The following is a 20,480-nucleotide window of genomic DNA, read 5'->3' on the forward strand; positions in this document are numbered from 1 at the left end:
AGGGACGTTCTCCTATCAGGAGGTATCCATGGATCATCAGCAGCACGGCACTGACCACTCGGGCCACGCGGACATGTTCCGCCGGCTGTTCTGGTGGAACCTGGTCCTCGCGGTCCCGGTGATCGCGACGAGCCAGATGGTCGAGGACTGGTTCAACTACGACCTGCCCGGCACGGCGTGGGTCCCTCCGCTGCTCGGCACGGCGATCTTCGCGTGGGGTGGCTGGCCTTTCCTGTCGATGGCGTGGCGGGACGAGATCACTCGGCGGCGCCCGGGCATGATGACGCTGATCTCGCTCGCGATCACCGTGGCCTTCCTGGCGTCGTCAGCCGCGACGCTGGGCCTCGGAGACTTCGACTTCTGGTGGGAGCTTGCCGCGCTCATCGTGGTCATGCTCCTCGGCCACTGGCAGGAGATGAAGGCGGTGGGTCAGGCGCGGGGCGCTCTGGAGGCGCTCGCCGAGCTGCTGCCGGACGATGCCGAGCGGGTCACGGACGGCGACACTACTGAGACCGTGCCGATCTCGGAGCTCGCCGAGGACGACGTGGTGGTGGTCCGTCCCGGCGGGCGCATCCCCGCGGACGGGACGATCGTGCGCGGTGATGCGGCGGTGGACGAGTCGCTGATCACCGGCGAGTCGGCACCTGTCTCCAAGCGCACGGACGATGCGGTCGTGGCCGGCACTGTCGCGACCGACGGCTCGCTCAGGATCCGGGTCACTGCCACGGGAGAAGGCACCGCGCTGGCGGGCGTCCAACGCATGGTGCAGTCGGCGCAGGAGTCGCACTCGGGCACACGCCGCCTGGCCGATCGCGCGGCTGCGTGGCTGTTCTGGATCGCGCTCGGTGCCGCCGCGCTGACCCTCGCCGTGAGCTCGATCGTCGACGACCCCGCTACGGGTCTCACTCGGGCCGTGGCCGTGCTGGTGATCGCCTGCCCGCACGCGCTGGGCCTGGCCATCCCGCTGGTGATCGCCATCGGCACCTCGTCGAGCGCGCGGCAGGGCATCTTGATCAAGGACACCCAGGCTCTCGAGGCGATGCGCACGGTGGACACGGTGCTGTTCGACAAGACCGGCACCCTGACCGAGGGCTCCCACGACGTGACCGACACCGCAGTGGTTGACGGCTGGGAGGCCGACCGGGTCCTCGCTCTCGCGGCGGCGGCCGAAAGCGACTCCGAGCACCCCGTGGGACGCGCCGTCGTAGTCGCAGCGCGCGAACGGCATATGGAGATTCCCTCCGCGGAGACGAACGACACCGTGCCGGGCAAGGGTGTGCGCGCCCACGTGGAGGGCCACGAGGTGGCGGTAGGCGGCCCCGCGTTGCTGGCGGAGCTGGGCGTGGCCGAGCCCGAGGCGCTGACCGACGCGGCGGCTCGGTGGCGCGAGCGCGGTGGTGCCGTGCTCCATGTGGTGGTCGACGGGGAGGTCGTGGGGGCTTTCACCACCGCGGACCCGATTCGTGAGGAGTCCCGTGCGACCGTCGATGCGCTCCACCAGAGGGGAATCGCAGTCGCGCTCGTCACGGGCGACTCGCAGGCGGTCGCCGATGCGGTCGCCCACGACTTGGGAATCGACGAGGTGTTTGCCGAGGTGCTTCCCGGAGACAAGGACGATGCGGTGGCCCGGCTCCAGAGTCAGGGCGCGAGGGTCGCGATGGTCGGCGACGGGGTGAACGACGCCCCCGCGCTCGCCCGCGCGGATGTGGGCTTGGCGATCGGCGCCGGTACCGATGTGGCGATGGAGGCGGCGGGTGTGGTGCTCGCGAGCTCCGATCCGCGCGGAGTGCTGTCGGTCATCGATCTGTCGCGCGCGTCGTACCGCAAGATGCGCCAGAACCTGGTGTGGGCCACGGGGTACAACGTCATCGCGATCCCGGTCGCGGCTGGCGCACTTGCCTGGGCAGGAGTCACGATGCCGCCGGCCGTCGCGGCCATCGCGATGAGCCTGTCGACCATCGTCGTGGCGGCCAATGCGCAGCTGCTGCGCCGCGTGAACCTGCGCCCAGACCAGGCGACGGGCTGACGGCTGGCGGGGGAACGCATCGGCCCCGCGGTCCGCTCAGCGACGCACCCGGGCCCGCTCCTAGGCCGCCGCGCGCGCGGGCGCCGAGGTGGATGAGCGTAGCGTGAGCGAGGTCGGCAGCTCCAGCCGCCCGGTAGGGCGCCTGCCCTCGTAGGCGATCTGGGCGGCCACGCGGATCGCGGCCCGCGCCATCTGCTCGAGCGGCTGGCGCACGGTCGTGAGCGGCGGCTGCAGCCACTCCGACAGGATGACGTCGTCAAACCCCACGACCGACAGGTCCTCGGGTATGCGCATCCCTCGCTCGCGCGCGGCGGCATACACGCCCGATGCGGTTTGGTCGGTGCCCGCGAAGATGGCGGTGGGGCGGCGGGCCATGCCCAGCATGCGGCGTGCCGCTACGAGGCCCGAGGCGGGCATGAAGTCCCCGTAGGCCTGCAGCTCGGGGTCGAGCGGGATGCCGTGGCGCAGGTGCGCGTCCCGATACCCCGCAAGCCGGTCCTCGGAGCAGCTCACCCCCGCCGGGCCGGTGATGACGCCAATGCGCCGGTGGCCGAGCCGCAGGAGATGCTCGGTTGCAATGCGGCCGCCAGCGCGGTTCGCGGCCGTGACGGCGGGCATGTCGCCCGGGGCGGATCCGACTGGGTCCACGAGGACCACGGGTGTGTGGAGACGGCTCAGCTCCTCAGCCGCGCCGGCCGACAGCTCGGACACGACGATCACCACCGCATCGGTGCGCCGACTCGCGAGGTGCTGGATCCACCGCCGGTTGCCCGCAGATCTGCCGTGAGTGGAGGTGAGCACGATGCTCGCTCCCACCCGCATGGCCTCGGTCTCGGCGCCCTGGATGAGCGGCATCGCCCAGATGGCGTCGAGGTCGCGCAGCACGAAGTCGATGAGACCCACGCGCTGACGGGATGCGGTCCCGCGGCGCTCGTAGCCGTGCTCGTCGAGCAGGCGCTGCACCGCCGCCCTGGTCTCGTCGGACACTCCCGCGCGCCCATTGAGGACGCGCGAGACGGTGGGCATGGACACGCCCGCGTGCGCCGCGATGTCTCCGATCGTGACCCTGGGCGATCGACTTCGTTGTCGGTCGGAGGTCATCGCTTTCCCTACTCCAGCGTGGCGCTAGCGCGCGCCGGGGCGCCGCGGTCGATGTGGAAGTCGGCGCTGCTGTTGCCGTGCGAGATGCGGTAGTCGCCCGCGAAGCCCCGCACGTCCACCCTGCCCTCGCCGTTGGTGCGCATCTGAGTCGGTGCCACCCACCACTCGTCCTTGATCAGGCCGAGCAGGGCGTCGAAGGCGGGCTTGGGACTGCCGTCGCGACGGAGTAGCCCGGCCGGAGCGCCCAGCCACGCGCCCTCGTCGGTGAGGCCCCAGTACGTGATCGACTCGACCGAGCGGTGCGAGACGAGCGTGCGGTAGTGACGCACGATCTCCTCGGCCTGACGTTCTTCGCCTTCCGGCGTGGAAGGCCAGTCGTCCACCACGTAGTCGTTCAGGTCCACGATGTGGGGCGGCATGAGGTCGCCCGAGACGAGCGTGGTCTCGGTCATCTGCAGCGGCAGGCCGAACCGCGCGAACCTCTCGAGGATCTCCCAGACGGCATCCTCCCCGCGGTACCCCTGGTGCATGTGGGTCTGCAGGCCGATCGCGTCGATTTGGATGCCCGCGTCCAGACACTCCTCGATCAGCCGCTCGTAGTCGGCGGACAGGTCGAAGTCGTTGAGCACGAGCCGCGCGTTCGGGTTGCCCTCGCGCGCAGAATCGAACGCCATGCGCACCATCTCGACGCGGCCCTTGGTCTGTGCAAGACGCGTGACGGCGTTCGGATCGGCCGTGAAGACGGGCAGGATGACCGCCTCGTTGATGGCGTCCCAGAGATCGACCACTCCGGCGAAATCGTGCGTCTCTCGCACGATCCGTGCGCGCATGACGGATTCCGCCTCCGCGTCGTCGAGCTCCATGAGCCACTGGGGCGCGAGAGTGTGCCACAGCAGCGGGTGCCCCTTGACGGATACCCCGCGATCCGCGAACCACCGGGCGGCCCGCAGCAGGCGCTGCGTGTCCGGCTCCCCACGGCTGGGCTCGAAGCCGCGCCAGTAGAACGGCAGGGTGGTGGCGTTGTAGAGCTCGAGATATCTGTCGGCGAGCTCCGGCGCGGAGGCGACGGAGGCGCCGCCGAACAGGTGAGTGCCTGCGTCGCCCTCGCCGCCTATCCACTCGACCAGGTCGAACCCGATGTTGCCGAACGAGAAGTCGTGCCGGGTCTGCTCGATGGTGACTTTCTGTTCGGCCACGGGCCGTCCGGAGGCGTCGGTGACGGTCACCGACGCCTCGCCCATGCGGTGGTCGGTGCCGCGCTCGGTGGTCACGCGATCCTCGTCGTGGTCCAGCGGGCCGAGCGGAAAGTCACCGGGTGCGCCTCGCCCACCAGGTTCAGGCTCGCCTGGGTCAGCCGATTGTGGCTCGTACCGGTCCACAGCTCGATCGCGCCAGGCTCGACGATCCGCGCGAAGGAGCGGTCCGAGAATGCCAGCCTGGTGGTGGGCACCGTGAACTCGACGCGCTTGCTCTCGCCGGGTGCGAGGCTCACGCGGTGGTACCCGACAAGCTGGGCGACCGGGCGGGTGATCGAGCCGACGACGTCGTGCGCATAAAGCTGCACGACCTCGTCGCCTTCGCGGTCGCCTGTGTTTGTCACCAGGACCGATGCGACGATCGAGCCGTCCGTGGGCGCATCGGCGGTCTGGAGCTCCTCGTGAGTGAAGGACGTGAACGACAGCCCGTGGCCAAAGCACGCCGCCGGGGCGGTGGACAGGTTGGTGACCTCGCCGTCGCCGCCCAGCTTGGGGTGCAGATAGGAGTAGGGCTGCGCTCCCACCGAGCGGGGAAGGGTGACCGGGAGCCGGCCCGACGGGTTGACTCGTCCGGACAGCACGCGAGCGACCGCGCCCGCGCCCTCCTCGCCGGGGAAGAATGCCTGGACGACGGCTGCGCAACGGTCGATCGCCCACGCCACCGCGTAGGGGCGTCCCGTCAGCATCACGAGCACCACGGGGGTGCCGGTGTCGAGGATGGCCTCGACGAGCTCGCGCTGCACTCCCGGCAGTTCTAGGTCATCGCGGTCACAGCCCTCGCCGACGGTGCCGCGGCCGAACAGACCGGCCTCGTCGCCGACGACGACGATGGCGGTGTCCGCCTCGAGTGCGACCTCGAGCGCCTTGTCGAAGCCCGAGCGATCGTCATCGTCGATACCGCAGCCCGGCGCGGCCAGGATGGTGCCCGCGAACTCCTCGCGGATCCCTTCGAGCACCGACGGCGCCTCGAAGCCGAGATCGACGCCCGGGCGCTGGGACAGCACGTGGTTGGCGAACGAGTAGCAGCCGAAGAGTGCCGCGAAGCGGTCCGCGTTCGGACCGATCACGCCCAGCACCTGACTCTCGTTGCTGGCCTCCAGCGGCAGGGTGCCGTCGTTCGAGACCAGCACCACCGACTTCTCGGCGAGCTCGCGCGCCACCGCGCGGTGCGCGGGGGAGTCGAGATCGACGCCGGTGGGCGGCTCCTCGTCGAACGTGGCGTCCAGCAGCCCGTGACGCTCCTTCTGCGCGAGCGCACGCTCGACGGCGCGGTCCACGAGCGCGACGTCGACGGTGCCCGCCTCGATGGCGGCCTTCAGCGGCGCCAGGTACGCGTCTCCCGTGGGCAGCTCGATGTCGACGCCGGCGGCCAGCGCCTGGGCGGCGGCCTCTCCCAGGTCCGCCGCCACTGCGTGCAGCAGGTGGAGGAACGCGACACCGAAGTAGTCCGCCACGACCACGCCCTCGAAGCCCCACTCGTCGCGCAGCTTGACGGTGAGCAGCTCGGGGTCCGCGGCCACGGGCAGCCCGTCGATCTCCGCGTACGAGTGCATGATGGAGTGCACGCCGCCGTCGAGCACGGCCATCTCGAACGGGATGAGCAGGGTGTCCTGCAGCTCCCGCCTGCCCGCGTGGACCGGCGCGAAGTTGCGGCCGGCGCGCGACGCCGAGTAGCCGACGAAGTGCTTGAGGGTCGCGTCGACGCCCTCCGACTGGATGCCGCGCACGTAGGACGTGCCGACGGTGCCTACGAGATAGGGGTCCTCGGAGATGCACTCCTCGACTCGTCCCCAGCGCACGTCGCGGATGACGTCGAGCACGGGGGCGAGGCCCTGGTGGATTCCGAGCGAACGCATCGAGCTGCCGATGAGGGCGCCCATGCGTTCCACGAGCTCGTGGTCGAAGGCTGCGCCCCACGCGAGGGGGGTGGGGAAGGTGGCTGCCTTCCACGCCGCGAGTCCGGTCAGGCACTCCTCGTGAACGAGTGCGGGGATGCCGGGCCTGGTGTCCCTGACGAGCGAGCGCTGCCGCTGCCACAGGTACGCCGCCCGCTCGTCCGGCTCGACGGGATTGGTGCCGTAGACCCGCGTGAGGTGGCCGAGGCCGTGCTGCATGGCATCGTCCAGCTTCCCGGTCGCGGCGAGCTCGCCCTGGAGCGGCGCGACAGAGTCGCCCTCCTCTCCCTCCCAGAAGCCCACGATCTGTGCGAGCTTCTCGTCGAGAGACAGCTCCGCCACGAGCGCACGCACTCTGGGACTGACGCCGTTGCGTCGGATCTCGGCGCGCGAGGGCGCGCTGAGGGAATCGGTGCTCATCGTCATCAGCCTTTCACCGCTCCCGACAGTCCATCGACAATGCGCTTCTCCATCATCAGGAAGAACACGAGGGCCGGGATCATGGCGAGGAACGTGTACGCCATGATGCCCGCGAAGTCCGCGGCATTCTGGCCCTGGAACTGGGTCACGCCAAGCGGCAGCGTCGTGGGAGCGTCGCGGCCCGTCAGCATCACGAGGGGCAGCAGGTACGCGTTCCACGAGCCCAGGAAGGCGAGCACGCCCACGGTGACCATGCCCGGTCGCGCCAGCGGAAGGACCATGCGGAAGAAGAACCCCACACGGGTCAGGCCGTCCATGAATGACGCCTCCTCGAGCTCGTCGGGGAGTGCCGCGAGGAACGGACGCATGATGATCACCGTCACGGGCAGCGCGAAGGCCACCTGCGGCACGATCAGTCCCCACATGCCGCCCAGTCCCAGATCCTGCAGCAACAGGAAGAGCGGGAAGATCGCGACGGTGAGCGGGAACATCAGCCCGGCCGTGAACATCAGGAACACGCCCTCGCGACCGCGGAACGAGTACCGCGCTAGCGGGTATGCGGCCATCGTGCCGAACAGCACTACTCCGGCCGTGGTGGCCACCGCGATGATCGCCGAGTTGAGGGTGAACTCCCAGAAGCTGGAGCCGGTGAGGATCGCCCAGTAGTTCTCCCACACCCATGGGTCCGGGAGTCCGGTCGGGTCGGCGGCGATCTGGCCGTTCGTACGGAAGCCCCCGATCGCGAGGAAGAGGATGGGGCCGAGCGTGAGCCCGACGGCGATCAGGGCGACGAAGATCGTCACGTAGATCGAAGAGTCCCCGCCGAGCCTTGTGCGGGTACGTGATTGACGTGACGAGTGCGACTTGCGCGTCGTGTCGTCCTTGACTGCGGTGGCCATGGCTAGGCCCCCTTTCCAGCACGGGCGCTATTGTCACGCCGCATGACCACGGCCATGTAGGTGAGCGCGGCAACCATGGAGAAGATGAACATGATGATGGCGAGTGCGGAGGCGTAGCCACCGTCGTTGCGCTGCGTGCCGATGTCGACCATGAGCGTGGCGATGGTGGAGTACTGGCCGGTCGAACCGCCCTTGTTGAGCACCCAGGCCATGTCGAACAGCTGAATCGAGCCGATGATCGACAGGAACGCCCACACCCGGACCGTGGGTCCGATCAAGGGGATGTTGATGCGCCATTGGACCTGCCACCAGCTCGCGCCGTCGATCGACGCCGCCTCTTGAAGCTCGGGCGGGACCCCAGAGAGGCCCGCAAGGAACAGGATGATCGCCAGGCCGATGTACTTCCAGGACACGATGAAGAAGAAGGTCCAGAAGCCCGCTACGGGGTCCTCGAGCCAGCCACCCGCCGGATCGGAGATTCCTATCGCCGCCAGCATCTCGGTCACCGGGCCGCGGGGGTCGAGCAGCATCAGCCACATCAGACCCGCGACGACCTCGCTGAGGACGTACGGCGCGAAGATGATGAGTCGCACGCTCGAACGGCCCGGGAACTTGCGGTTCAGCACCAGCGCGATGATCATCGCGATCGGCAACTGGATGAGCATCGACAGCGCGATGATCTGCGCGTTGTTGCCCACGGCGTTCCAGAACGGCTGGGCGTACGCCTTCCAGAAGATGTCCTTGGTCTCGGGGTCGGTCCCGCCCATGAGAGCGCGGGTGTAGTTGTCGAATCCGATGAACTCCGCGAGCTCGAAGGGCTGGCGGGAGTCCCACTTGTAAAGGCTGTAGCGCGCGGCCATGATCATCGGGAAGATCACGAAGACCAGGAAGATCAGCAGCGCGGGGCCGACGAAGATGGCGATCTCGAGCCACTTGCGGCGGCGGTCGCGGCGGGGGTCGTATGCGGCGGGTGTGACAGGGTCGGACCCCGCCACCGATGCCTTGGCATCGGCGGCGGGGCCCGTTCCCGTACCCGAGGCCTCTAGTGCAGTCACCAGGGAGCCTCGCTTTCTTGGGATCAGGGGGTCGGGTGGATGAGTCCTACTCGGTCAGGGCGGCGGCGGTCATGAGATCCACCACGTCCTGAGCCTCACCAGTGCCGGCGAAGATGCTGACGATTCCGTCATTCATCGCGCCACCGACGTTGGTGCCGAAGGAGGTGTCCAGCCAGAGCTGGACGTACTCAGCGCTACCGGCCACCTGGGCCAGCTCGACCAGCACAGGGTTGGTCACGGCGTCTGCCGCAGCCGGTGCGACGGGCAGTGCGCCCGTGGCCTCGGTGAAGGCCATCTGGTTCTCGTCGCTCACGATGAACGACAGGAAGTCAGCGCACTCCGGCGGAGCGTCGACGTAGCAGGAGAACCCGTCGCCGCCACCCAGAGCGGCTGAGGGGTCACCCTCGCCACCGTCGGTCGCGGGCATCGGGAACCAGCCGAGGTCGTCCTGCAGCGCAGCGATCCCCTCGTCGGTGCCGTCCGTGAAGCCCTCGTACACGAAGACGTTCCACTGGCCCATGAGCTCCATGGCCGCGTCACCGGAGGCGACGAGTCCAGCGGAGGACGTCGCTCCCGTCTGTGCGACGGTGGAGATGAACTGGTCCTGGAACGGCTCGGTGCCAATGAACTCCTCGAGCTGCTCTCCAGCCTCGATCCAGCACGGGTCCGAGAAGTCGCGGTCAACGCCTGCGGCCGCCATGACCTCCTGCGAGCACGAGCGCAGCGCGAAGTTGTACCACCAGTGTGCAGCGGGCCAACCGTCGGCAGCACCCACCGCGATGGGCGTGATGTCCGCGTCCTTGAGAGCCTGGACCGCATCGTTGAGCTCGTCCATGGTGGCGGGCTCTTCGGTGATGCCGGCCTCCTCGAACAAGGACTCGCGGTACCAGATGCCCTCGACGCCGAACGTGAAGGGAAGACCGTAGGTCGAGCCCTCGTGCTGCCACGGAGAGACACCGCCGCCCAGGCGGTCGACATCCTCCGCAAGCGTCTCCGACAGGTCCATGACGTAGCCGGACTCGACCTGGCTCACCAGCTCGCCACCGCCCCACGCCTGGAAGAGATCAGGAGCGTCGCCGGACTGCAGCGCGAGCGGGATGCGCGTGCGCTGAAGGTCCTCGTTCTGGATCTGCTCGATCTCGATGGTCACGTGCGGGTTCTCCGCCGTGTAGTCGTCAGCCACGGTCTGCCAGTAGTCGCCTAGGGCATTCTCGCCGTTGTCGCCGGCAACCGCGTTGTGCCACCAGGTGAGGGTGACCGGTTCCGCGCTTTCCTCTGCCTGCCCATTGGTGGCAGCGTCAGTGGGCTCCGTGGTGTCGTCGTCGCTTTCTCCGCTGCTGCACGCAGCCAGCAAGAGAGCGGCTGATGTTGCGAATGCCGTGATGGCAGTCGCGCGTCGCATGTTCGCCATGTCCGTCCTTTCGATCTTCGTTGACCAGCTGAACACGGGAACTATGGCAGGCGGCAACGCACCGTGTCAATCGTTATGGATAACGTTTTAGTCACAAGCGCATTGCGGAGACTCGGCGCGGTAGCATCGGGCCATGGAAACTGCCCCTCGCGTCAAGATGGCGGATGTCGCTGCGAAGGCGGGAGTCTCCGTCGCCACAGTGTCCAAAGTCGTCAACGGCCGCTACGGCGTTGCCAAGGACACGGTGGAGCTCGTTCAAGGGGTGATTGCCGAACTCGGCTACGAGGCAAATCTTATCGCCGCCTCGATGCGCAACCAGCGCACCAACGTGCTGGGCATCCTCGTGCCCGACTTCGAGCCGTTCAGCGCCGAGCTCCTCAAGGGTGCCGCCATCGGCGCGCGCGGCAGCGGCTATGAGCTGCTGTCGCACTCTGGTGGGGATCAGCATGGCTGGGAGCGACGTTCGCTATCGCGCCTGGGAGGTTCGCTTATCGATGGCGCCGTGCTCGTCACCCCGACCGTCCTCGACGCCCGCACGATCGTCCCCGCGGTCGCCGTCGACCCGCACTTCGGTCCGTCGTCGATGCCTACGATCGACGCGGACTCGTACGCGGGTGCCAAACAGGCGACCGCGCACCTGATCTCGCTCGGGCACCGCCGCATCGCGTTCCTGGGTGGGCGTTCCGAGCTGGACTCGGCGCACCTGCGCGAGGCAGGCTACCGGCGCACGATGGAGGACGCCGGCGTGCCGGTCGACCCGTCGCTCGTGCGAGAGTCCCGCTACGCCCCGGACCGTGCGGCCGAGATCACGCGCGACCTGCTCGAGCTGCCGGACCGCCCCACCGCGATCTTCGCCGCCAACGACGTCACGGCCATCCGCGCCATGGAGGTCGCCCACGAGTACGGCCTCAACATCCCGGAGGACCTGTCCGTCGTGGGCTTCGACGACATCCCTGAGGCGTCGCTGGCGGTGCCGCAGCTCACGACCGTTCGTCAGCCCATGCAGGCAATGGGTCGTGCGGCGATGGAGATGCTGCTGGACATCATCAACGGCGTGGAGCGCGAGACACACGTGCGCATGTCGACCGAGCTCATCGTGCGAGGCAGCACGGCGCCGCCGCCCCAGAAGGTGCGGGCCGCGTCCATTCCCTGACCCTGCACCGGGTCCTCCCGAACATCCGCCGGCGCAACACGCCGGCCCCCGCACCCCAACAGTCGCGATGCCGGCGAGCCATCGCCGCAGATGTTGGTGACGGTCCGGATGGCAGGCGGAGCGGGTCCCAGGGGTGGGACACTGGCGGCATGATCACCGTCGCCGTTCCCCACCAGAAGATTGCCGATGCCCTGGGTGAGCTGGGCGACGACGCCCGGGTCATCGTGTGGGACCCCAGCGCGGATCCCGTCCCGGAGGCGGAGCGCGAACGCATCACGATCGCGTGCATTCCGCACCTCTCCGGCGGCAAGGCGGTCTACGGCCGCCTGGCGGAGTGCCCCGACCTGCGCGTGATCCAGATCCCGTCCGCGGGCTACGAGCACGCCATGCCGTTCATCCCCGCGGGAAAGAAGCTCGCGAACGCCAGGGGCGTGCACGACTCCCGCACTGCGGAGATGGCGCTCGCGCTCGCTCTCGCCAGCCAGCGCCGGCTCCCCAAGTTCTGGGACGCGCAGTCGCGCGAGACCTGGGAGGCGGACTTCTACGCCCCGTCGCTCGCGGACCGTCGCTGCCTCGTCATCGGCTACGGAAGCATTGGTGCCGCTCTCGGGGAGCGGCTGCGCGCGTGCGAGGCGCGCGTCACCGGCGTCGCGCGATCGGCCCGCACCGCGCCCGACGGCACCGACGTGCGCGCCATCGAGGACCTTCCCGCTCTGCTGCCCGATGCGGAGGTCGTGTTCCTGGTGACGCCGCTCACCGAGCAGACGGAGGGCCTGGTGGACGCGGGCTTCCTGGCAGCCCTTCCGGACGATGCCCTGGTGGTCAACGTCGGTCGCGGCAAGGTGGTGGACACGGACGCGCTGCTCGCCGAGCTCGAGGCGGGCCGCTTGCGCGCGGCGCTGGACGTGACGGATCCCGAGCCGCTGCCGGATGGCCACCCGCTGTTCTCCGCCCCCGGGTGCATCGTGGTGCCGCACGTCGCGGGATTCGCGCTGCTGACCGACAAGCGCTACACGGCACTGGTGCGGCGGCAGGTGGAGGCGATGCGTCACGGCGACGATCCCGTGAACTTCGTCGCGATGGGTGCCTTCCCGGCCTGAGCGCGGCGCCCATCAGTTCAGGGCGGGGTCCAGGTCCTTCCACTCGATCCAAGCCTGGACGAGGGAGTTGATCTCGTCGCGGCGCTCCTCGGCCTCGGCGATGGACACGATCTTCATCGCGCGCGCGACCGTTCCCTGACCGATGAGGTGGGGAAAGGTGCCGGGGATGAGCCCGCCCTGGTGAAACATCAGCGTCGCGTGCTGGGTCGACTTGGGGAAGAAGCTCGCGATGTTGCCCTTGTACGTGAAGGTGGGGGTGTCCCACTTGAGGCACTCGGTCACGCGGTCGTCGCTGGACAGGATCACCTGGCGGATTCGCTGTACGACGTCCCTCATCGGATTGTCGTAGTGGCTCATCCAGCGGTCCACCTCATCGCCCCTCATGATTTCGACGCTACCGCCCTTGTGTGCCTTTCGCGCGTTGATTGAGCGCGAGCGCCGTCTCTCGCTCCGCCTTGTGGTCGACCATGGGCGCCGGGTAGGCGGGGGTGTCCAGCTCGGGAACCCAGCGCTCGACATACCTTCGGTTCGGGTCGAACTTGGCCGCTTGCGTGTCCGGGTTGAAGATGCGGAAGTACGGTGAGGCATCGCGGCCGGTGCCCGCGACCCACTGCCAGTTGAGCTGGTTCTGGGAGTGGTCATAGTCCACGAGTGCTCGCCTGAAGTGGTCGGCCCCGCGTTGCCACGGCAGGTGCAGGTCCTTGACCAAGAAGCTCGCGACGACCATCCGCACTCGGTTGTGCATCCACCCCGTGGAGGCCAGCTGCCGCATGCCGGCGTCCACCAGCGGGAAGCCGGTGCGTCCGTCGCGCCACGCCATGAAGGCGCGGTCAGCATCGGGCCCGCTCGTCCAGTCCTCCTCGAGGACGACGGTGCTCAGCGACTCGCGCAGAGCCCGCGGTTCGTGCCACAGGGTGTCGGCGTGGAACTCACGCCACGAGATCTCGGACTCGAACGTGCGGGCCGCCGAATGGTCGACGGTGCCGGTGAGCGCGAGCACGGTGCGCGGGTGCACCAGCCCGAATGCCAGCGCGCTCGACAGGTGAGACGTCGAGTCCAGGTCGGGGCGGTCGCGCTCTTCGCTGTAGTGCTCCAGGTCGCCGCCGACGAAGTCTTCGAGCGCCTCGCGCACGCGGGCCTCGCGGAACTCGTGGGGACGCTCGAGCGGATCTTCGCTGTCTCCGTGCGCGGCGATCTGGTCGATGTCGACGTCGGACGCGTCCGGTGCGAGGTGTGCGAAGCCCTCCGGGTCGGCGGGACCGGCGGGGGAGCGCCAACCGTGCTCACGCCACGCGCCTCTGAAGGGTGTGAACACTCGGTACGGCGTGCCGTCGGCCTTCCTCACGCGGCCGGGGGCCACGGCGTAAGGCGAGCCGATCATGCGCAACTCGCGGCCATCGGCCTCGAGCGCCTCGGCAACTTCGGCCTGCTCGCGCACGCCAGCAGGGGTGTACTCCTGCGCTGCCCACACCACCGTCGCATCGGCCTGCCGGGCCGCGGCGAGCACCGCGTGGGCCGCAGGTGCGCGGCGCACGGCGAGCGCGCCGCCGGTTTCCTCCCGCAGCGACCACAGCACTCGAGCGAGGTGGGCGCGCCGGCGTCCCGACCAGAAGTGCAGGGCCGGAGTCCACGCGAACACCGCGACCGCCGGGCCGTCCTCCTGAGCCGAGAGCAATGCGGGATTGTCATCCAGGCGCAGGTCTCGGCGGGCCCACCACACGTGTGTCATGCGAGGCACAACGCAGAACGGCCGCCGGGAAGTCCCGGCGGCCGTTCTGTCCTGCGACGTCGTTGCGTCCTACGTAGTGCTCATGACCACTGATGGGGCGGTCCGGCTTCCTCCGTAGGCGCCACGCCCAATTAGACGTTCGCGTTCAGGCGCGCGTGCGACTGGATGTGGTCCACTGCGGCGTTGACGAAGCCACCGAGCACGGCCGCCTGTGCGTCGTCCTGCAGCGAGCCGTCCTGGCCGAACGCGGCCGGGTTGAAGTGGAAGAACGTCTCCGGCTGACCCAGCGTGGGCGACGAGAAGTGCGCGAGGATGTTGCGCAGGTGCTGCTGCGCCATCGCGGTGCCGGTGGTCCCGATCGAGGCGCCCATGATGGCGACGGGCTTGCCGGTGAAGGAGTTCTGACCCCAGGGGCGCGAGGCCCAGTCGAGGGCGTTCTTGAGTGCGCCGGGGATCGAGCGGGAGTACTCGGGGGTGACGATGATGATGCCGTCGACGTCCTCGATGGACTGCTTCCACTCGGTGGCAACCTCGGGCCAGTTGCCGTCGAGCTCGTAGTTGTAGATGGGGAGAGCGGTGAGGTCGAGGTGCACGAACTCGACGCTCTGGTCATCCGCGAGCGTGGGAAGAACGGTCGCGACCTTCTTGTTGATGGAGCCTTCGGCGACGGAGCCGACGATGATACCGATGCGAGTCATGGGATGTCCTTGATCGTTGAGTGCAGGTGGTCATGGCTGTCGGCAGCGATGGCGACACCTGTACAACAATAGATGATCTTTCAACTATTCCCATCCAGCGAAGTTCTTTGCCCGGCCCCAGACCGGCCGATGCGGTCGTCGGCTTGGCGACGACCGCATCGGCCGCATGGAGCGAGCAGGCGCTAGAGGCGCGTGTCGGCGTACACCTCGGCGCCGTCGCGCAGCAGCTGGGCCGCACCGGGCGCGATCTCGTCGTAGTGAGAGCGGAACCGCTCGTCGTCCACGTACATCTGGGTCAGGCCGCGATAGGCGTCCGCATCCGGCGTCCAGATGACGCTCACCCAGGCGTGATGGCGGGCGACGACCTCCTGAACCTCGGGGCTATCGGGGGCGAGGCCCACGCGGACCGCGGCGCCGAGGGCCTCGACGATCTCGCGGTCGCTCTGCATGTGCTGGCGCTTGCCCTCTTCGCCGAGGCCCTCCCACTTGGCATGAGAGCGGTCGACCGCGCCGTCGCCCCAGCGCTGGCGTGCCTCGGGCTCGTAGCGGGTGTGGTCGAACCCGTCGAAGAGCTGATCGGTGGTCATGGTCTTGCCTTTCTCCAGTGATTCGATGGTGCGAGCGACCGTGGCGGCCAGTCGCGTGTAGCGGTCGCGCTCGGCGGTGAGGCCGGCGAGGTGGCCGCGCAGCTGAGCCACCGTCTCGGTCGGGTCCTCCGCATCGACGATCCGGCCGATGCGCTCAAGGCTCGTCCCCAGCTCTCGCAGCACGAGGATGTGCTGCAGGCGGAGCAGCTCGGGGCGGGCATAGTGACGGCGGCCGTCCGCGCCCGTCCAGGCCGGAGTGAGCAGGCCGATGCGGTCGTAGTGGCGCAGCGTGCGGCTGGTGACGCCGGTGAGGCGAGCGACCTGGGCGATGTCGAGGTCGTCCTCGGTGATGTCTGTCGTGTTCATGGTTCGACTCTAGAAGTTGACGCTGCATCAATGTCAAGGTGCACATGCGGCCGATGCGCGCGGAGGCTGGCCGGCGCAGTACCCGCACCGTAGGGGCAGACGCCCGAGGGCCCGGGGGCCGGTCGTGTGACCGGCCCCCGGGCCCTCGCTACTGGATGAGCGCGCAGGCTCAGCGACGATCCTTGCCCTTGCCCTGGCCCTTGCCGCCGGGGGCGACGTCGATGGCGAACAGGGTCATGGTCCCCGAGACCTCGCTCGCGACAGCGAGCATGGGCTCGCCCGTGGGGGAGTCCTTGGCGTCGATGAACGCCAGCCCCTCCGGGCCAAGGTCGCCGGCCTCGGGCGACTCGGGGTCTGCGGCGAAGTCGCGGTTGTTGACATAGGTCACGAAGGTGGACCTGGTCGGCACCGTGATGTCGTAGACCATGATGCCGCCCACACGCTCGAGTCCAATGAACGCGTAAGTGCGTGAGCCGATGCGTCCGGTGGTGACGGCCTCCGGCTCAGGGCCCTTGGCGTCAGAACGGCTGTCGAACGTCGACTCGTCGTTGTCGGAGTTGAAGTGCGCGGGTGCCACCTGTGCGGTGATGGTCTCGAAGTCGTCGCCCGAGTCGAACACGCGCTCGCCGTCCGTGGACCAGATCGAGAAGGACCGCGCGCCGAAGCTGTAGAGCGTCTCGTAGCACGAGCCGTCGTCGCTCAGACCAGATGCGGTGCTGACGTCGAGGCGTCCGAGCACCGAGTCCTCAAGCTGCGACTCGGTCAGCACGCCGTCGCACACCGGCGGGATGCCGTCGTCGCCCAGGTCCTTGATACGGACGGGCTCCTCGTAGTCCCCGAACTCGCGGGCGTCGCCCTCGTTCGCGGTGACGAGGTACGTCCGGCCACGCGAGGAGTAGGAGGCGATCGCATCGGGCATGTAGAGGCCCATCACCGGAACGGTGCCGATCGAGATGGCGCCCTCGTAGTCGTAGGCGCTCGGGCCGTCCTCGTCCGACGCGTCTATCCCGTTGCCCTCGATCGAGTGGTCCTTGGCGCCTAGCGGAAGGATGTCGGTGACGGTCGCAGAAGCCAGGTCCACGACGGCGACCGCGTTGTTCTCCTGCAGTGTCACGTACGCGGTGCGGGACCTGGGGTCCACCGTGGCGTACTCGGGCTCGAGACCACGGGAGACGGGCATGTCAGCGCCGTCGACCCCGGCGAAGATGCGCACACCGGCCGGTAACGCGTCCTCGAACTCGTGGAAGTCTGCGGTGGCGACGTCCTGCTGCGACGGTGCGCCCAACTTCTTGGGCAGGTCGACAACGCTGATCGAGCCCTCGGGGTCCACGTCGTAGTCGTCTGAGGGCTCGCCCTCGTTCGCGACCACGGCACGCTTGCCGTTCGGAGTGATCGTCACCATGTCCGGCAACGCGCCGGCGCGCACCGCGCCGAGCGCGGCACCGTCTGCGTCGAAGAACGCGAGCCAGCCGTCGTCAGTCTTGACGGGCGCCTCGATGGCGACGGCGACGAGGCCGTCCGAGCGCACGTCGACGGAGTTGGCGACCGCGCCGGCGGGAATGGTCGAGCCGTCCGCGGATGCGATGCCGGCTGCGGACAGGGTGAACAGCTGGGCGGGAGCAGTCGCGTCCGACGCGTCGAGCACGCGGATGTCGCCCGCGTTCGCGTCGACAGTGAACAAGCGCTCGGTGCCGGCGTGGAAGGCGACGATCTCCGCCGCGGACTCGTCGAAGACGCCGGTGTCGTGGCTGCCGATGGGCGTCAGGGTCACGGTGCTGTCGCCAGTGGCGACGAGCGGCTCGTCGATCACAGCGGCGGTGGCGGGGACGGCGAGCACGGCGCCGAGGGCGACGGTGGCGCCGGCGGCTGCGCAGGACGCCACGAGGCGGGCGCGCGGGGATGATGCGGTGCTGAGGGGCACGAGTTTCCTCCGAGTTTCGGGTGCTCCCGACGGCGTCACTCGCGCCGGGAACGGCTGAGTCGAACAGGGGCCCGGCTCGCACCCCGGATCGCGGGGAGGAGGTGGGCTGTGGTCAACGTATCGACGCGAACGGGACTGGTGCGCCACGGAACGATGACGGCTGGGTGAACGTCTGGTGACGGAGGCTCACTCGCCGCAGCACGCCTCCTGAAGTTGACGCTGCGTCAATCTCAAGGCGCGTTTTCGCGCTCGTGCCGCGCCCGCGCATCGGCCGGTCCTAGACTCGCGTCTATGACGCAGACGCCAGACATGAAGCCCCGCTCCCGCCAGGTCACCGACGGACTGGAGGCCACCGCGTCGCGCGGCATGCTCCGCGCCGTCGGCATGGGCGATGACGACTGGGTCAAGCCGCAGATCGGCATCGCGAGCTCGTGGAACGAGATCACGCCGTGCAACCTGTCGCTGCAGCGTCTCGCGCAGGCCTCGAAGGAGGGCGTGCATGCCGGCGGCGGGTACCCGCTCGAGTTCGGCACCATCTCCGTCTCCGACGGCATCTCGATGGGCCACGAGGGCATGCACTTCTCTCTCGTGTCGCGCGACGTCATTGCGGATTCGGTCGAGGTCGTGATGAGCGCCGAGCGCCTGGACGGCTCTGTCTTGTTGGCCGGCTGCGACAAATCGCTGCCCGGAATGCTGATGGCGGCCGCGCGACTGGACCTTGCATCGGTCTTCCTCTACGCGGGCTCGATCATGCCCGGTCACGTCAAGCTCTCCGACGGCACGGAGAAGGACGTCACGGTCATCGACGCGTTCGAGGCGGTGGGCGCGTGCGCTCGCGGCCTGATGTCCGAGGAGGACCGGCTCGCGATCGAGAAGGCGATCTGCCCGGGCGAGGGTGCCTGCGGCGGCATGTTCACCGCCAACACCATGGCGTCCGTTGGCGAGGCGCTCGGCATGTCCGTTCCCGGTTCCGCATCCCCGCCCAGCGCCGACCGCCGCCGCGACATGTACGCGCGCAAGTCCGGCGAGGCCGTCGTGCAGATGCTTCGCCAGGGGATCACCGCGCGCGACATCATGACCAAGGAGGCGTTCGAGAACGCGATCGCCGTGGTCATGGCCTTCGGCGGCTCGACCAACGCGGTGCTGCACCTGCTCGCGATCGCGCACGAGGCCGAGGTTGACCTGACCCTTGACGACTTCTCCCGCGTCGCGGCCAAGGTGCCGCACCTGGGCGACCTCAAGCCCTTCGGACAGTTCGTGATGAACGACGTGGACCGCGTGGGCGGGGTGCCCGCAGTGATGAACACGCTGCTGCAGGCAGGGCTGATGCACGGCGACGTGATGACCGTGACCGGCAAGACGCTTGCCGAGAACATGGAGGAGCTGAAGCCGGAGAAGATCGACGGCCGCGTGGTGCGGGCGCTGAACAACCCGATCCACAAGACCGGCGGGATCACGATCCTCAAGGGATCGCTCGCGCCCGAGGGCGCCGTCGTGAAGTCCGCCGGCTTCGACGACTCGGTGTTCACCGGCACCGCCCGCGTGTTCGATCGAGAGCGGGCCGCGCTCGACGCCCTGAACGATGGCACCATCATGGCCGGCGACGTCGTGGTGATCCGCTACGAGGGTCCCAAGGGCGGACCCGGCATGCGCGAGATGCTCGCCATCACCGCTGCCATCAAGGGTGCGGGACTGGGCAAGGACGTGCTGCTGGTGACCGACGGGCGCTTCTCTGGTGGCACCACCGGACTGTGCGTGGGCCACATGGCGCCCGAGGCCGTCGACGGCGGCCCCATCGCGTTCGTGCGCGACGGTGACCAGATCACCTTGGACGTCGAGAACGGCCTGCTTAATCTCGACGTCTCCGAGGCGGAGATGATCTCTCGCCGCGAGGGCTGGGCGCCGCTGCCTCCCGTGTACACCCGGGGCGTGCTCGCGAAGTACGCGAAGCTGGTCCAGTCAGCTTCTCGCGGCGCCATTCTCGAGTAATCCGCCGCGCCTCCCCAACGTGGTCACTTCGACGGCCGTTCGCGTCGCCGCAGCCTCGTTGGCATAAAGCGCTCGGTTCGAGGCGTTACGACAGTGCCGGCGAGCCCACGCGAGTTCGCCGGAGCGCAGTGCGACGGCGGCGGCCGGGCCGGTGCCCAGTTGCAGCTCGTCGACCGCGCATTCGAGGTCCACGCACGCGAGCGAAAGGGAACCGGTCATGAACGCGCAGGACAACCCCGATCAGCAGCACAGCGACGGCGACGACGGCATGGCTCGCCACGAGAAGATGATGTACCTGAGGTTCGCCGCCATGATCCTGACAGGCATGGTGGTGATGTACGGCGTGATGTACGTGGGTTCCTGGGAGTGGGGCCACGTCCGCTGGAGCGAGAGCCGGCTCTTCATGGCTCTGACGATGGGCGGGTCCATGGGGCTGGTGATGATCGCCTGGATGCTCAACATGTACAAGAACGCGAAGGCCAACATCGCCGTCGTGGCCATCAGCGCCCTGGTGCTTGCGGGTGGCATCGCTCTCGACCGCAGTCAGGCCACTGTCGACGACACGTCCTACATGAGCGCAATGATCCCGCACCACTCGCTGGCGATCACGCGGTCGGAGCGCGCGAACCTGGACGACGTCAGGGTGTGCGAGTTGGCAGTCGAGATCAGCGAGGCCCAGCGCCGCGAGATCTTCGAGATGGACTGGCTCATCGAGGACATCGCCGAGAACGGCATTGCGAGCACCGCGGCGGAGGCCGAGGCACGCGCGGTGCCCGATTACACCGAACCGGCGTTGCGGGACTGCCTGTCTGACTGAGGGTTGGGACCGCCAAAGTTGCGCGTGGAGAATCGCCTGCTGCGCGAATCGGCCGGA

General features: G+C 68.7%; 16 protein-coding genes. 5 read left to right on the plus strand and 11 right to left on the minus strand.

Annotation, left to right across the window (positions count from 1 at the left end):
- Window positions 1–28: 28 nt before the first annotated feature.
- Complete coding sequence (locus ACNI3K_RS05790) at window positions 29–2,026, plus strand: heavy metal translocating P-type ATPase (protein WP_518486592.1); 1,998 nt, start codon at window positions 29–31, stop codon at window positions 2,024–2,026.
- Window positions 2,027–2,086: 60 nt separating this feature from the next.
- Here the strand turns inward: ACNI3K_RS05790 and ACNI3K_RS05795 are convergent, their stop codons facing one another.
- From ACNI3K_RS05795 to ACNI3K_RS05820, 6 genes are read right to left on the minus strand one after another with little or no spacing between them, the layout of a single operon-like run.
- On the minus strand, window positions 2,087–3,127 hold the full coding sequence (locus ACNI3K_RS05795) for a LacI family DNA-binding transcriptional regulator (protein ID WP_419390893.1): 1,041 nt from the start codon (window positions 3,125–3,127) through the stop codon (window positions 2,087–2,089).
- Window positions 3,128–3,135: 8 nt separating this feature from the next.
- A complete protein-coding gene (locus ACNI3K_RS05800) occupies window positions 3,136–4,398 on the minus strand; it encodes an endo-1,4-beta-xylanase (protein WP_419390894.1) in 1,263 nt (420 codons plus the stop codon).
- Window positions 4,395–6,704: a beta-xylosidase/alpha-l-arabinosidase gene (locus ACNI3K_RS05805; protein ID WP_419390895.1), complete on the minus strand. Its 2,310-nt coding sequence runs from the start codon at window positions 6,702–6,704 to the stop codon at window positions 4,395–4,397. Before ACNI3K_RS05805 ends, ACNI3K_RS05800 begins: the two co-directional genes overlap by 4 nt.
- Window positions 6,704–7,597, minus strand: a complete 894-nt coding sequence (locus tag ACNI3K_RS05810; protein WP_419390896.1) for a carbohydrate ABC transporter permease — start codon at window positions 7,595–7,597, stop codon at window positions 6,704–6,706. Before ACNI3K_RS05810 ends, ACNI3K_RS05805 begins: the two co-directional genes overlap by 1 nt.
- 2 nt (window positions 7,598–7,599) lie before the next feature.
- On the minus strand, window positions 7,600–8,652 hold the full coding sequence (locus tag ACNI3K_RS05815; RefSeq protein ID WP_419390897.1) for a carbohydrate ABC transporter permease: 1,053 nt from the start codon (window positions 8,650–8,652) through the stop codon (window positions 7,600–7,602).
- A 46-nt stretch (window positions 8,653–8,698) separates the two neighbouring features.
- Window positions 8,699–10,063 carry an ABC transporter substrate-binding protein gene (locus tag ACNI3K_RS05820; RefSeq protein WP_419390898.1) on the minus strand — a complete coding sequence of 455 codons (1,365 nt, stop codon included), beginning with the start codon at window positions 10,061–10,063 and terminating at the stop codon, window positions 8,699–8,701.
- 133 nt (window positions 10,064–10,196) lie between these two features.
- On the opposite strand from ACNI3K_RS05820, the gene ACNI3K_RS05825 reads away from it, so the two are divergent.
- Entirely contained in the window at window positions 10,197–11,216 is a 1,020-nt protein-coding gene (locus ACNI3K_RS05825) for a LacI family DNA-binding transcriptional regulator (RefSeq protein ID WP_419390899.1), read from the plus strand.
- A 149-nt stretch (window positions 11,217–11,365) separates the two neighbouring features.
- On the plus strand, window positions 11,366–12,316 hold the full coding sequence (locus ACNI3K_RS05830; protein WP_419390900.1) for a 2-hydroxyacid dehydrogenase: 951 nt from the start codon (window positions 11,366–11,368) through the stop codon (window positions 12,314–12,316).
- 12 nt (window positions 12,317–12,328) lie between these two features.
- On the opposite strand, the gene ACNI3K_RS05835 is transcribed toward ACNI3K_RS05830, so the two are convergent.
- From ACNI3K_RS05835 to ACNI3K_RS05855, 5 genes are all read right to left on the minus strand, one after another.
- On the minus strand, window positions 12,329–12,700 hold the full coding sequence (locus ACNI3K_RS05835) for a DUF1801 domain-containing protein (RefSeq protein ID WP_419390901.1): 372 nt from the start codon (window positions 12,698–12,700) through the stop codon (window positions 12,329–12,331).
- 10 nt (window positions 12,701–12,710) lie between these two features.
- Window positions 12,711–14,045: a cryptochrome/photolyase family protein gene (locus ACNI3K_RS05840; protein ID WP_419390902.1), complete on the minus strand. Its 1,335-nt coding sequence runs from the start codon at window positions 14,043–14,045 to the stop codon at window positions 12,711–12,713.
- A gap of 131 nt (window positions 14,046–14,176) precedes the next feature.
- Entirely contained in the window at window positions 14,177–14,743 is a 567-nt protein-coding gene (locus tag ACNI3K_RS05845) for an NADPH-dependent FMN reductase (RefSeq protein WP_419390903.1), read from the minus strand.
- 182 nt (window positions 14,744–14,925) lie between these two features.
- Window positions 14,926–15,696: a MerR family transcriptional regulator gene (locus ACNI3K_RS05850; RefSeq protein ID WP_419390904.1), complete on the minus strand. Its 771-nt coding sequence runs from the start codon at window positions 15,694–15,696 to the stop codon at window positions 14,926–14,928.
- Window positions 15,697–15,865: 169 nt separating this feature from the next.
- The gene (locus ACNI3K_RS05855; RefSeq protein ID WP_419390905.1) at window positions 15,866–17,617 is read right to left on the minus strand and encodes a choice-of-anchor I family protein; all 1,752 of its coding nucleotides are present in this window, start codon (window positions 17,615–17,617) and stop codon (window positions 15,866–15,868) included.
- Window positions 17,618–17,908: 291 nt separating this feature from the next.
- Here ACNI3K_RS05855 and ilvD point away from each other — a divergent pair, with 291 nt between their 5' ends.
- Together ilvD and ACNI3K_RS05865 are read left to right on the plus strand one after the other, a co-directional pair.
- The gene (ilvD, locus tag ACNI3K_RS05860; protein WP_419390906.1) at window positions 17,909–19,606 is read left to right on the plus strand and encodes a dihydroxy-acid dehydratase; all 1,698 of its coding nucleotides are present in this window, start codon (window positions 17,909–17,911) and stop codon (window positions 19,604–19,606) included.
- Between the two features lie 217 nt (window positions 19,607–19,823).
- On the plus strand, window positions 19,824–20,423 hold the full coding sequence (locus ACNI3K_RS05865) for a DUF305 domain-containing protein (RefSeq protein ID WP_419390907.1): 600 nt from the start codon (window positions 19,824–19,826) through the stop codon (window positions 20,421–20,423).
- Window positions 20,424–20,480 lie beyond the last annotated feature (57 nt).

The organism is Demequina ureilytica, from assembly GCF_048553575.1.
In the GTDB taxonomy this organism is placed as follows: Bacteria; Actinomycetota; Actinomycetes; order Actinomycetales; family Demequinaceae; genus Demequina.